Raw genomic sequence first — 12,006 nt, 5'->3', positions numbered from 1 at the left:
GCCAGACAAGAAAAGCCCGCCGGGATGAAGCTTAGATAGGGACGATTCTGGGGGATTCAACCTTTGCGCGGTTGACTTGGGTCAGGAAGGCTTGCAGGCAAATATCAGTGGGAGCGATTTCATTCGCGAATGAAATCGCGCCACAGCGTGACTGATCGATCAGTCCGCCAGCCAGACCAGGCTGGCGAAACGGCCGGTGCGCGAAGCGCGGCGGTAGGAATAGAAGCGTGGATCGCTGACGGTGCAGAAGCCGCCGCCGTACACGGCCTGTACACCACGCGCGGCCAGGCGGATTCGCGCCAACTGGTAGATGTCGGCCATGAACTTCCCGGCATTGGCGCTGGGTTGGAAGGCCTGGTCCGCTTCCGGATGACTGGCAAGGAACGCTTCGCGCACTTCCGGGCCGACTTCGAAGGCGGCTGGACCGATAGCCGGGCCGAGCCAGACCAGTACCTCTTCCGGCTTCAGCGCCAGGGCGTCCAGAGTCGCCTCCAGCACACCGCCCGCCAGTCCGCGCCAACCGGCGTGGGCAGCCGCGACGCGGGTCCCGGCACGGTCGCAGAAAAGCGCCGGCAGGCAATCGGCGGTGAGCACGGCGGCGGCGATGCCCGGCTCAGCGATCCAGCTGGCGTCGGCTTCATCGACCCGGCTCGGATTGGCCTCGACCACACGCACGCCATGGACCTGGCTCAGCCAGGCGGGCCGGCAGCCGAGGGCTGAGGTCAGGAGCTTGCGGTTCTGCTCGACGGCCAGCGGGTCGTCCTCGACGTGGCTGCCGAGGTTCAGGCCTTCATATGGCGGCAGGCTGACGCCCCCCTCGCGGGTGGTGACGCAGGCCCGCACCCTTGCCGGAGCGGGCCAGTCGGGCGTCAGCCAGGCGTTCATTGCTCGAAGGACTCGCGGTCCTGGCGCAGCAGGCTGAGCAGCCAGACGAAATCGTCGGGCAGGGGCGATTCCCACTTCATGCGCGCGCCGGTCACCGGATGGTCCAGCTCGAGGAAACGCGCATGCAGCGCCTGGCGTGGGAACTCCTTGAGGGTCTGCACCAGGGTCGGGCTGGCCGCCGGCGGAATGCGGAAGCGCCCGCCGTAGACCGGGTCGCCAACCAGCGGGTAGTTCACATAGGCCATGTGCACACGGATCTGGTGGGTGCGGCCGGTTTCCAGCTTGACGCGGGCATGGGTATGGGAACGGAAACGCTCCAGCACCCGGTAGTGGCTGACCGCCGGCTTGCCGCCCGCGACCACGGCCATGCGCTGGCGTTGCTGGCCATGCCGGCCGATGGGGGCATCGACCTTGCCGCCAGCGGTGATCACACCGACCACCACGGCCTCATAGATACGGCTCACGCTGCGGGCCTGCAGCTGCGCCACCAGGCTGGTGTGGGCTTCGAGGGTCTTGGCCACCACCATCAGACCGGTGGTGTCCTTGTCCAGGCGGTGGACGATACCGGCCCGCGGCACATTGGTCAGACCCGGCACGTGGTGCAGCAGGGCATTCAGCAGGGTGCCGTCGGCATGCCCGGCAGCCGGATGCACCACCAGGCCGGCGGGCTTGTCCAGCACCAGCAGGTGCTCGTCTTCGTAGACGATATCAAGCTCGATGTCCTGGGCTACCCACTCTCCCTGGGACTCCTGCTCGGCATTCAGCTCCAGCAACGCACCGCCGTGCACGATGTCGCGCGGGCGCAGCACGCTGCCGTCGACTGTGAGAAGGCCGTCCTTGATCCAGCCGGCCAGGCGGGAACGGGAGTGCTCGGCGAAAAGTTGCGCAGCGATCTGGTCGAGACGTTGCCCGCCCAATTCGGACGGTACCTCGGCGCTGAGTTGGATGACCTGTTTGTTGATGGAAGACATGCTCGGGAACGGAGGGGGCGCAGCCTTTGGTTTCGGTTGCGCGCTTGTGGTTAAATACCGCGTCTTTGTCCCGGGGGTTCCGGGGCGCCCATCATAACAGGACGGCTCCAGCCAAGACAGCCAGCCGTCACAGGGACGCAAGCCGCCATGCAAGTGAAACACCTGCTGCTGATCGCCACTCTCGCCCTCACCGCCGCCTGTTCCTCCAACAAGGAAGTGGTGGACGAGAACCTGAGCGAAGCCGAGCTGTATCAGCAGGCCCAGGCAGACCTGGACAACAGCAGCTACACCCCTGCTGTCGCCAAGCTGAAGGCCCTGGAATCCCGTTACCCCTTCGGCCGTTACGCCGAGCAGGCGCAGCTGGAACTGATCTACGCCTACTACAAGAACGTCGAGCCGGAAGCCGCCAAGTCCGCTGCCGAGCGCTTCATCCGCCTGCACCCGCAGCATCCCAACGTCGACTACGCCTACTACCTGAAGGGCCTGGCCTCCTTCGAACAGGACCGTGGCCTGCTGGCGCGCTTCCTGCCGCTGGACATGACCAAGCGTGACCCGGGCGCCGCCCGCGACTCCTACAACGAGTTCGCCCAGCTCACCAGCCGCTATCCGAACAGCCGCTACGCCCCGGACGCCAAGCAGCGCATGATCTACCTGCGCAACCTGCTGGCCGCCTACGAGATCCACGTCGCCCACTACTACCTGACCCGCCAGGCCTATGTCGCCGCCGCCAACCGCGGCCGCTACGTGGTGGAAAACTTCCAGGAAACCCCGGCCGTGGGCGATGGCCTGGCCGTGATGGTCGAGTCCTACCAGCGCTTGGGCCTGAACGACCTGGCCGCCTCCAGCCTGGAAACCCTGAAGCTGAACTACCCGGACCACCCGACCCTGGTGAACGGCCAGTTCGTCCCCCGCGAAGAAGAAGCCGACAACCGCTCCTGGCTGGCCAAGGCCACCCTGGGCCTGATCGAAAGCGACGCGCCGCTGCCCCCGGGCGAAACCCGCGGCGCCCAGGACGTGATCAAGCAGTACGAAGACGCCAAGGATCAAATTCCGCAGGAACTGCTGCCGGAAAACCAGGACGACGTGCAGGAAGAAGAGCACGAGTCGGAAGCCAACGACAGCGACCGCTCCTGGTTCAGCTACATGACCTTCGGACTGTTCGACTGAAGCAGCGCCCGTACGAAAAAGGGAGGCCCTCGAGCCTCCCTTTTTCATGCTGCCGATAAAAGCCGCCGAACAGTCTCCGTATTACCGGCTGGTAGGATTCAGCTTGTCCCGCACCCAGTCACCCAGCAGTGAAAACGCCAGGGTGGTGAAAAAGATCACCAGCGCCGGCAAAGTCGCCAACCACCAGGCCGTCAGCAGATAGTCGCGACCGAAGCCGACCATGTTGCCGAGGCTGCTCATCGGCGGCTGGATGCCAAGGCCGAGAAAGCTCAAGGAGGTTTCCAGCATGATGGTCTGCGGGAAGTTCAACGTCATATTGACGATCAGCGCGTTGGCGATGTTCGGCAGGATATGCCGGCCGTAGACCCGCCACGGCGAAGCTCCGAGGGTGCGCACCGCCACCGCGTAGCCGTGCTGCACCGACGACAGTGCCAGGCCACGCGCGATACGGGCGTACCGCTCCCAACCGAACAGCCCCATCAGCAGGATGAACAGCATCAGGCTGTTGCTGAAGAACGCCACCACGGCCAAGGCCAGAATCATGAACGGGATGGAGGCCTGGTAATCGATGGCGATCATCGCCAGGTCGTCCACCCATCCCCGGAAGTGGGTCGCCAGCAGGCCGACCAGGGTGCCGAGCAGCGCGCTGATCAAGGTGCCGACCAGCGCCACCAGCAGGCTTACCTGCACCGACGTGACCAGGCGGCTCAGGACGTCCCGACCGAGGTGATCGGTGCCGAGCAGATGGTTCCAGCTCCCTGCCTCCAGCCAGATCGGTGGTTGCAGGCGTGCCCGCAGGTCGATGTGCTGGTAGTCATAGGGCAGCCAAAGATCGCCCGTCAGGGCGACCAGCACCAGCAGCGCCAGCCAGCCCATGGACAACCAGATCAGCAGGGGCAGGCACAGGAATCGACCCGCCGGCACCTTGGCATCGCCGCCCCCGTTCGCATTCGTCTCACGCATCGTCGTCATTTCAGCCTCTGTTTCTCAAATCACCCACGCGTGGGTCGAGCCAGCCGTACAAAAGGTCGACCAGCAGGTTGGTCAACACCATCGAGCTGGCGATCAGCATCACGATGATCTGCACCACTGCCAGGTCGCGATTGGCCACCGAGCTGACGAACAGCCTGCCCAGCCCCGGCCAGGCGAATACGCTTTCGGTCACCACGCCACCCGCAACCAGGGTGCCGACGAAGAAACCTATGACCGTAATCAGAGGTATCGCGGCATTGGGCAGCGCGTGCCGCAAAACCGCCCGATGCCAGCGCAGCCCCTTGGCCCGCGCGGTCCGCATGTAGGGCTGGTTCAGCGCCTCCAACATCGCCGAGCGGGTAAAACGCGCGAGCACCGCGGCTTCGGCCAGGGTCATGGTCACCACCGGCATCACCAGGTGCTGCCAGCTACCGCTACCGCCGGTCGGCAGGAGCTGCCAGGTAACCGAGAACAGCAGGATCAGCAGAATGCCGAAGACGAAGTTGGGCAGGCTGAAACCGGCCACCGACACCAGCATCGTCAATCGATCGATCCAGCTGTCGCGATGCAATGCGGCACAGATGCCGACCGGAATGCCGATCAGCAGGGTGCAGACACCTGTCACCCCCATCAGCAGCAGGGTCGCTGGCAGGCGCTCCAGCACCGCCACCATCGCATCGCGCTCCTCGAAGTAGGAGTAGCCGAAGTCTCCCTGCAGGCAGTTGCCGAGAAACTGCAGATACTGCTGCCACAACGGCTGATCCAGCCCCCATTGCTGGCGAAAGGCATCCAGCGCGCGGGGATCGGCATCCAGGCCCAGCACATAGATCGCCGGGTCGCCGGACAGGCGCAGAACGATGAATACCGTGCTGACGATCAGCAGCACGGTCAGCAAGGCGCGTGCGAGTTTCTGGAGGCAGTAGAGGACATTCATCAGGCCACCTCCCTGGCCAGCCGCTCGGCATGGAAGCACGCGACCGCGTGGTGCCGGCTGTCGCCTTCGAGTTCGGGCTGCTGCTGTCGGCAACGGTCGGTGGCCTGGCTGCAGCGCGGGTGGAATGGGCAGCCGGTCGGCGGGCTGGCCGGACTCGGTGGCTCACCTCGGAGCTGGATCCGCTGCTGGGGAGCTCCGGGAGCCAGGGTGGGAATCGCCGAGACCAGCGCCCGGGTGTAGGGATGACGCGGTGCACGGAACAGTTCGTTGGCACGGCCCATCTCCACTATCCGCCCCAGGTACATTACCGCGACCCGATCGCACAGGTGCCGCACGACAGAAAGATCATGACTGATGAACAACAGCGTCAGCCCCCGCTCGCGGCGCAATTGCTGCAGCAGGTTGACGATCTGGGCCTGGATCGACACGTCCAGCGCCGAGATCGGCTCGTCGCAGACCAGCAGCTCTGGTTCCAGCACCAGCGCCCGGGCCAACACCACACGCTGACGCTGGCCGCCACTCAGTTCATGGGGGTACTTGGTCATCTGGCCCGGCAGCAACCCGACGCCCTGCATCAGCGCCTGTGCCAAATCGCGCCGCCTGGCCCGGTCGCCAAGGCGATGGATGGTCAAGGGCTCGATCACCTGATCGAGCGCGGTCATACGTGGGTCCAGTGCGCCGAGCGGGTCCTGGAACACGTACTGGAGGCGTTGGCGCAAGGCAATCCATTCGGATTCGGAGCGGCCGATCAACTCCTGCCCGCGGTAACGCACGGACCCTGCGCTGGCGCGGGCCATGTTCAGGATCAGCTTGGCCGTCGTCGATTTGCCGCAGCCGCTTTCGCCCACCAGGCCAAAGGCTTCGCCCGATTGAATAGCGAAGCTGACCCCGTTGACGGCATGCACCCACTGGCGCGGGGCGAACAAGTGATTGCGCCTGCTGGTTGGATAAGCACAGCGCAGATCGGCGACCTGCAGCAGGGGCCGGTCTGGAATTGCGGGGATCATCGTGACGGCACTCGATTCGATGGCACGGTAGTGGGGAAGAAGCAGGCGAATGAATGGCCAGCCTCGGCGAACTGGTTGGTCGGCATGCTGCTCCGGCAGATGGCCGAGGCATCCGGACAACGCGGAGCGAAGGCACATCCCACTCCCAGTTCCTGGGGTGGCGGCACCATGCCGGGGATCGCCATCAGGGTGTCGTCGTCGCTGTCGAACCGTGGCAATGAGGCCAGGAGTCCCCGCGTGTAGGGATGGCACGGCGAGCGGAAGACGACCTCCACGGGTCCGCTCTCGACGATCTGGCCGCAATACATCACCACGACGCGGTCGCAGGCCTGGACCACCACGCCAAGATCGTGGGTCACCAGAATGATCGACATGCCGCGCTGGTCGCGCAGTTGACGCAGCAGCTCGATGATCTGCGCCTGGACGGTGACATCCAGCGCGGTAGTAGGCTCATCGGCGATCAGCAGGCGCGGATTGCCGGCCAGCATCATGGCGATCACCACCCGCTGGTTCAGGCCACCCGACAGTTGGTGCGGATAGGCCTGCAAGCGCTGCTCGGGGTCCGGGACACCGACATGACCGAGCAACTGCAGAGCCCGCTCCTTCAAGGCCTGACGGCCGCGTCGGTCGGGGTCATTGAGACGGATGGCCTCGAACAACTGACGTCCAATGGTCTGCACCGGGTTCAGCGCGCTCATCGGATCCTGGAAAATCATCGCCAGCTCGTTGCCACGCAGCCGGCTCATGGCGCGGTCGTCCTGGCTGGGGATCGGCTGGCCATCCCAGCAAATCTCGCCACTGAGCCGGGCATTGCCATCCAGCAGCCCCATGGCGGCCATGCAGGTAACGCTCTTGCCGCTGCCACTTTCACCGACCAGGCCGACTATCTCGCCCCGCTCCACCTGCAGATCGACACCACGAACCACCGGGACACTGGAGCCGCCGGCGACGAAGGCAACCTGCAAGTTGCGGATATCTAACAAAGGTTGCATGGAAACTCCTGACCAGACAGGCAGGGCGGAGTGACCCGCCCCACACGAAGGGAAAGACCGCGATCAGTCCTTGACCCGCAAAGCTCGGCTGCTCAGGTCCATGAAGGGATTGTCAGAGGGAGCCCAGGCCAGCTCACTGCGCACGCCGTAGTACATCGGCAAGGTGTGCAGGTAGGTACCCGGCGGATCCTGGCGCTCGTAGACTTCCAGCAGCTGGCGCATGGCCTCGACACGCTTCGCCTTGTCGGTCCCCTTGAGCTGATCGCCCCAGTGATTGAAGGCCTCGCTCTGGTAGGTGTGATTGCGCTGGAACCACCCTTCGGGACCATACAGGCGGTAGATCTGCCCCAGGGGATCGGGGTATTCGGCACTGTTGGACCAGTTGAAGATGCCTCGGCCTTTCGGGTCGTCCTCGATCTGGGCCCAGTTTTCCTTCGGCTCCAGCGTGACGTTGAGCCCCACCTGGCGCCACATCTCCACCAGGATCTGCGCCGTACTGACCTCACCGGCGTAGTAGTCCTGGAGATAGCGGTAAGCGATCGGCTCGCCCTTGTAGCCGGCCTCCTTCAGCAGCTGGCGCGCTTTTTCGGGGTCGTACGAAGTGCCCTTGAAGTCGCCGATGTAGAGGTCACCGAAGACCTCCATCTGCAGCCCGTTGGGCACGGAGGTGTGCCCGCCATACAGGGTGTCGACGATCAACTGGCGGTCAATGGCAAGGCTGAGTGCCTGACGCATCTTCGGATCTTTCAACTGGGGGTGGTTCTCGTCGAAGACAATGACGCGGATGTTGCGAATCGGGCCGCCTTCGATCCGGGTAGCGCCATTGGACTTGAGCAGCTCGAACTGGTCAGGCGTCAGTTCGGTAGCGATCTGGTAATCACCGGATTTCAGGCCGGCGATCCGGGCTGCGGTTTCCGGGACTTCCTTGAAGGTCACGCTGTTGACCGGCGCCTTTTCGCCCCAGTAGCGGTCGAACGCTTGCAGCTTGATGTAATCGCCATGCCGCACTTCTGCCAGGCGATAGGGGCCGGTGCCGATCGGCTGCTTGAGCCAGTTTTCCCAGCTGCCGGCCGCCTGGAAGGCGTCCTTGCAGACCATCTCGCTCATCCAGTTGGCGAAGCGCAGTTCCAGCAAGGGGTCCGGCTGGGAGAACCGGATACGCACGGTATGGCTGTCGCGCACATCGACCTGTTCCAGGCCACCCAGGTATTCGCGAGCGATGCCCCAGCCGGGCGCCTGCTCACCCAGAAAACGCTGCGATCCCAGGCTGAAGGCCACATCATCGGCATCGAAGGCCTCGCCGTTATGGCACTGAACACCCTGGCGCAGGCTGAACTCGAGGGTCCGGTCATCGAGCCGCCGCCAGCTCTGCGCCAGCCCCGGCTTCAACTCGCCGCCGGCCTGGCTGTCGGTGTAGATCAGGGTTTCCAGCACATTCTTCATCACCCGGGCGTTGACGTTGCTGTTCTCGGCCATCGGGTCGAGGCGGGACGGGTTCTTGGTGACCGCCACGGTCAGGTTCGTCTGGCTGACGGCCATGGCCTGACCGGTGCTTGCACTGAGCACAGCGGTGCCCAGCAGGGTGCAGAACCTACGGGAGAAGCGATTCATCTTCTTGTTCCTCAAGCTGTTGTCGGTGTCATCAAACGGTCACTGTCATTGACCAACCATTCCGTTAGATTGGTTTAAACCAGAGCACAGACATTGGTTTAAACCAAGCTTGTTACGATTTCGTTAAGCCTCGAGGAATTCAGGAAGATGGAAAACGAGTCCACCATGACGTCCGCCGGTATTGCCCGACAGGCGTTGAAGGACGCATTACGTCAGCAGCGCTGGCGCGCGGGGGAAAAGCTGCCGCCAGAACGAGAGCTGGGGGAATCCCTGGGTGTGAAGCGGATGTCACTGCGCCAGGCGCTGCTGGCGCTGGAAAATGAGGGTGCGATTTTCCGCCTCGATAGGAAGGGCTGGTTTGTTGCGCAACCCCGCTTCATCTATGACCCGCTGAGCTATGTCAGCTTCCAGCGCGCTGCCTCCGAGCAGGGGGAAGCAACCTGGCAGGATCTCTCGCAGGAGACGATCGAGGCCGATTCCGACCTGGCCGCCGATTTCGGCATCCAGCCGGGTGCCACGCTCCTGCGCGTCCAGGGTTGGGGAGCCTTCAATGGTCACCGGATCTTCGTCCACGACGTGCTGATCAATTGTCAGCATGCGCCGAACTACCCCACGAAACTGGCGGGGCGCTCCTTCACCGAAGTCTGGGAGCAGGAGTTCGCCATCAGGCCGAAACTGGCCGATCTCAAGATCCGGCCAGTGCGGCTGGAGGGGCAGCCACAGCAGTTGCTCGGCTGCAGCAATGGCGCACCCGGCCTCTATATCCGGCGTATCAAGACCGATGAGCAAGGCCGGGTCATTCAACTGGATAGAGAGTTCTGGCGCTTCGAGGCACTGGAACTGCACTTTGCACCGGAGCCGGACAGATGCCCCCAATGAAGCCCACTTCCCGACAGCCCCTGCCCGCTGCGGCCATGCCACTCGCCCACGCGATGGCCGATGAGGCGAGAACGATCATCAAGCGTTATTTCCGCACCCGGCTGGCCGTGGACGCGAAGGGGGATGCCAGTCCTGTGACCATTGCCGACCGCGAAGTGGAACGGATGATGCGCCAGCGTATCGAAGCGACCTTCCCGGATCACGGCATCAAAGGCGAGGAGTTCGCCCATCGCAACCCGGATGCGGAGTGGTGCTGGCATCTCGACCCGATCGACGGCACCAAGTCGTTCCTGTCAGGTTCGCTGTGCTTCGGTACGCAGATCGCCCTCAGCTATCGAGGCGCCCCCGTGCTCGGAATGATCGACCAGCCGATCACCGGCGAGCGCTGGCAGGCCAGTGCGTTGCGTGCAAGCGTGCTGAACGACCAGCCAATCCGTACGTCCGCCTGTACCGATCTGGCCACAGCGGTGCTCTACACCTCGGACCTTGCCTGCTTCGAACAGTCCCAGCTCGCATCCTTCATTTGCTTGCAACAAGCGGTCAGCCTGACCCGCTATTCCCACGACTGCTACGCCGCCGGCCTCCTGGCGCTGGGTCAGGTAGACCTGCTGGTGGAGGCCAATGTCTATCCCTACGATATCGCCGCGCAGATACCGGTGATCGAGGGTGCGGGTGGGGTCGTGACCGACTGGCAAGGCAATCCGCTACGGCTGGAGGGACGGGTCAACGTACTGGCGAGCGCCAATGCCGAGCTACATGCCAAGGCGCTGGCGATACTCGCTGACAGCGTCGGGGGGCCAGCTACCACAGGATAGAAGGCCCCTGCCAAGCAACCGCAGGACATCAGGACCAGGGTTCAATGCGAAACTTCATCGGGCGATGAGGAGCCTGCGCTCAACGACAGGTCGATACGCGCAGGCGGATTTCGCATGGAACTCAGTCCCCCAGCCGCCAACCGGAAGTGATGGGATAGCGCCGGTCCCGGCCGAAGCCGCGCTGGGTCACCCGCACCCCGACCGCCGCCTGTCGCCGCTTGTATTCGTTGCGGTCGACCATGCGCAGCACGCGGTTCACCGTATCCTCGTCGAACCCCTCGGCAATGATGGCGTTGGCCGACAGGTCGTGCTCGATATAGAGCTTGAGGATCTCGTCCAGCAGCGGATAGGGCGGCAATGAATCCTCATCCTGCTGCCCCGGTGCGAGTTCGGCCGAAGGTGGCCGCTCGATCACCCGTGGCGGAATCACCGGCCCCAGACTGTTGCGGTACTCGGCCAGGCGAAACACCAGGGTCTTGGGCACGTCCTTGAGCACGTCGAAGCCGCCGGCCATGTCGCCGTACAGGGTCGCATAGCCCACCGCCAGCTCGCTCTTGTTCCCGGTAGTCAGGACCAGGCTGCCCTTCTTGTTGGAAATCGCCATCAACAGGGCGCCACGGCAGCGCGCCTGCAGGTTCTCTTCGCTGGCGTCGCGGGCATGGCCGTCGAACACAGGCACCAGGGCCTGGTGGAAGGCATCCACAATGGGGGCGATCGGCAGCACCCGGTAGGCGACGCCTAGCAGACGCGCTTCGGTCTCGGCATCCTCCAGGCTGATCTGCGCGGTGTAGTGATAGGGCATCATCACCGCCTCGACCCGCTCCGGTCCCAGGGCATCGACCGCCACCGCCAGGGTCAGGGCGGAATCGATGCCGCCGGACAGCCCCAGCACCACGCCCTTGAAGCCATTCTTCTGCACGTAATCACGCACGCCCACCACCAATGCCTGGTAGGCGCTCGCCTCCAGCTCCGGCAACTCGGCGCAGTGGGTCCGGCGTGGCATCCAGCAGCCTTCCTGCAACTGCAGGTCGACCGGGTAGAGGCCTTCGACGAAGGCCGGCGCGCGTTGGCAGATCATGCCACCGGCGTCCATCACGCAACTCCCGCCGTCGAATACCAGCTCGTCCTGGCCGCCGACCTGGTTGACGTAGATCACCGGTATCTCGCCCTCCGCCACCCGCTCGGCCAGCAGTTCCTCACGCTCGAGCTGCTTGTCCAGATGGAAGGGCGAGGCGTTCAGGCTCAGCATCAGCTGCGCGCCTGCCGCCCGGGCCTGTTCCATGGGCTCGGGAAACCAGATGTCTTCGCAGATGGACAACGCCACCGGCACGCCCTTGATATCCACCACACAGGGCTGCAGGCCCGGCTCGAAGTAGCGCTTCTCGTCGAACACCCGGTAGTTGGGCAGCCGCTGCTTGTAATAGGTGGCCAGCAACTGGCCGTCGGCTATCACTGCGCAGGCGTTGTAGCGCAGCTCGTCCTCCAGCCAGGGATAGCCCACCACCAGGTAGATGCCGCGCACTTCGTCGCGCAGGCGCTGCAGGCCCCGCTCGACGCGCCGCTGCATGCTGGAGCGCAGCAGCAGGTCTTCCGGCGGATAGCCGCACAGGGAAAGCTCGGGGAAGACGATGACATCCGCTTCCCAGGCCTCGCGCGCGGAATTTGCCGCTTCGATGATCCGCTCGACATTCCCGTGAACATCGCCAACACGGAGATTGAGCTGGGCCATCACGATTCGCAGGCTCTGGCGCATGGCCGCCTCCTCAGCGTTGT

11 protein-coding genes are annotated in these 12,006 nt (G+C 64.2%); 3 read left to right on the top strand and 8 right to left on the bottom strand.

The genetic code is table 11. The features are described from left to right. Positions 1-159 precede the first annotated feature (159 nt). Together pgeF and rluD are read right to left on the bottom strand one after the other, a co-directional pair. The gene (gene pgeF / locus E8F12_RS21660) at positions 160-885 is read right to left on the bottom strand and encodes a peptidoglycan editing factor PgeF (protein WP_280327242.1); all 726 of its coding nucleotides are present in this window, start codon (positions 883-885) and stop codon (positions 160-162) included. Further along, a complete protein-coding gene (gene rluD, locus E8F12_RS21655; protein WP_280327241.1) occupies positions 882-1,856 on the bottom strand; it encodes a 23S rRNA pseudouridine(1911/1915/1917) synthase RluD in 975 nt (324 codons plus the stop codon). The genes pgeF and rluD overlap by 4 nt, the downstream gene beginning before the upstream one ends. 147 nt (positions 1,857-2,003) lie before the next feature. Here rluD and E8F12_RS21650 point away from each other — a divergent pair, with 147 nt between their 5' ends. Beyond that, the gene (locus E8F12_RS21650; RefSeq protein ID WP_280327240.1) at positions 2,004-3,023 is read left to right on the top strand and encodes an outer membrane protein assembly factor BamD; all 1,020 of its coding nucleotides are present in this window, start codon (positions 2,004-2,006) and stop codon (positions 3,021-3,023) included. A gap of 81 nt (positions 3,024-3,104) precedes the next feature. On the opposite strand, the gene E8F12_RS21645 is transcribed toward E8F12_RS21650, so the two are convergent. The 5 genes from E8F12_RS21645 to E8F12_RS21625 all read right to left on the bottom strand — a co-directional run bounded on the left by E8F12_RS21645 (position 3,105) and on the right by E8F12_RS21625 (position 8,539). Further along, the gene (locus E8F12_RS21645; protein ID WP_280327239.1) at positions 3,105-3,986 is read right to left on the bottom strand and encodes an ABC transporter permease; all 882 of its coding nucleotides are present in this window, start codon (positions 3,984-3,986) and stop codon (positions 3,105-3,107) included. Positions 3,987-3,996: 10 nt separating this feature from the next. Beyond that, a complete protein-coding gene (locus tag E8F12_RS21640; RefSeq protein ID WP_280327238.1) occupies positions 3,997-4,929 on the bottom strand; it encodes an ABC transporter permease in 933 nt (310 codons plus the stop codon). Then, positions 4,929-5,855, bottom strand: a complete 927-nt coding sequence (locus E8F12_RS21635) for an oligopeptide/dipeptide ABC transporter ATP-binding protein (RefSeq protein WP_280327237.1) — start codon at positions 5,853-5,855, stop codon at positions 4,929-4,931. The genes E8F12_RS21640 and E8F12_RS21635 overlap by 1 nt, the downstream gene beginning before the upstream one ends. 77 nt (positions 5,856-5,932) lie before the next feature. Continuing rightward, positions 5,933-6,928 carry an ABC transporter ATP-binding protein gene (locus E8F12_RS21630; protein ID WP_280327236.1) on the bottom strand — a complete coding sequence of 332 codons (996 nt, stop codon included), beginning with the start codon at positions 6,926-6,928 and terminating at the stop codon, positions 5,933-5,935. Positions 6,929-6,991: 63 nt separating this feature from the next. Further along, positions 6,992-8,539 (bottom strand): ABC transporter substrate-binding protein, encoded by a 1,548-nt coding sequence (locus tag E8F12_RS21625; RefSeq protein WP_280327235.1) that lies wholly within the window; start codon positions 8,537-8,539, stop codon positions 6,992-6,994. A gap of 147 nt (positions 8,540-8,686) precedes the next feature. On the opposite strand from E8F12_RS21625, the gene E8F12_RS21620 reads away from it, so the two are divergent. Both E8F12_RS21620 and E8F12_RS21615 read left to right on the top strand, forming a co-directional pair. Further along, positions 8,687-9,418, top strand: a complete 732-nt coding sequence (locus tag E8F12_RS21620) for a GntR family transcriptional regulator (RefSeq protein ID WP_280327234.1) — start codon at positions 8,687-8,689, stop codon at positions 9,416-9,418. Further along, the gene (locus E8F12_RS21615) at positions 9,415-10,233 is read left to right on the top strand and encodes an inositol monophosphatase family protein (RefSeq protein ID WP_280327233.1); all 819 of its coding nucleotides are present in this window, start codon (positions 9,415-9,417) and stop codon (positions 10,231-10,233) included. Before E8F12_RS21620 ends, E8F12_RS21615 begins: the two co-directional genes overlap by 4 nt. A gap of 121 nt (positions 10,234-10,354) precedes the next feature. Here the strand turns inward: E8F12_RS21615 and E8F12_RS21610 are convergent, their stop codons facing one another. After that, complete coding sequence (locus E8F12_RS21610) at positions 10,355-11,986, bottom strand: NAD+ synthase (protein ID WP_280327232.1); 1,632 nt, start codon at positions 11,984-11,986, stop codon at positions 10,355-10,357. Positions 11,987-12,006 lie beyond the last annotated feature (20 nt).

Source organism: Pseudomonas sp. BN102 (assembly GCF_029871245.1).
In the GTDB taxonomy this organism is placed as follows: Bacteria; Pseudomonadota; Gammaproteobacteria; order Pseudomonadales; family Pseudomonadaceae; genus Metapseudomonas.
The sequence above is the reverse complement of the archived record's forward strand: the minus strand, read 5'-3'. Positions and strand labels throughout refer to the sequence as shown.

What these genes read in the sequence shown, in the direction of transcription:
- pgeF (WP_280327242.1), bottom strand. Translation starts at nt 885, where the DNA reads ATGAACGCCTGGCTGACGCCCGACTGGCCCGCTCCGGCAAGGGTGCGG.
- rluD (WP_280327241.1), bottom strand. Translation starts at nt 1,856, where the DNA reads ATGTCTTCCATCAACAAACAGGTCATCCAACTCAGCGCCGAGGTACCG.
- E8F12_RS21650 (WP_280327240.1), top strand. Translation starts at nt 2,004, where the DNA reads ATGCAAGTGAAACACCTGCTGCTGATCGCCACTCTCGCCCTCACCGCC.
- E8F12_RS21645 (WP_280327239.1), bottom strand. Translation starts at nt 3,986, where the DNA reads ATGCGTGAGACGAATGCGAACGGGGGCGGCGATGCCAAGGTGCCGGCG.
- E8F12_RS21640 (WP_280327238.1), bottom strand. Translation starts at nt 4,929, where the DNA reads ATGAATGTCCTCTACTGCCTCCAGAAACTCGCACGCGCCTTGCTGACC.
- E8F12_RS21630 (WP_280327236.1), bottom strand. Translation starts at nt 6,928, where the DNA reads ATGCAACCTTTGTTAGATATCCGCAACTTGCAGGTTGCCTTCGTCGCC.
- E8F12_RS21625 (WP_280327235.1), bottom strand. Translation starts at nt 8,539, where the DNA reads ATGAATCGCTTCTCCCGTAGGTTCTGCACCCTGCTGGGCACCGCTGTG.
- E8F12_RS21620 (WP_280327234.1), top strand. Translation starts at nt 8,687, where the DNA reads ATGGAAAACGAGTCCACCATGACGTCCGCCGGTATTGCCCGACAGGCG.
- E8F12_RS21615 (WP_280327233.1), top strand. Translation starts at nt 9,415, where the DNA reads ATGAAGCCCACTTCCCGACAGCCCCTGCCCGCTGCGGCCATGCCACTC.
- E8F12_RS21610 (WP_280327232.1), bottom strand. Translation starts at nt 11,986, where the DNA reads ATGCGCCAGAGCCTGCGAATCGTGATGGCCCAGCTCAATCTCCGTGTT.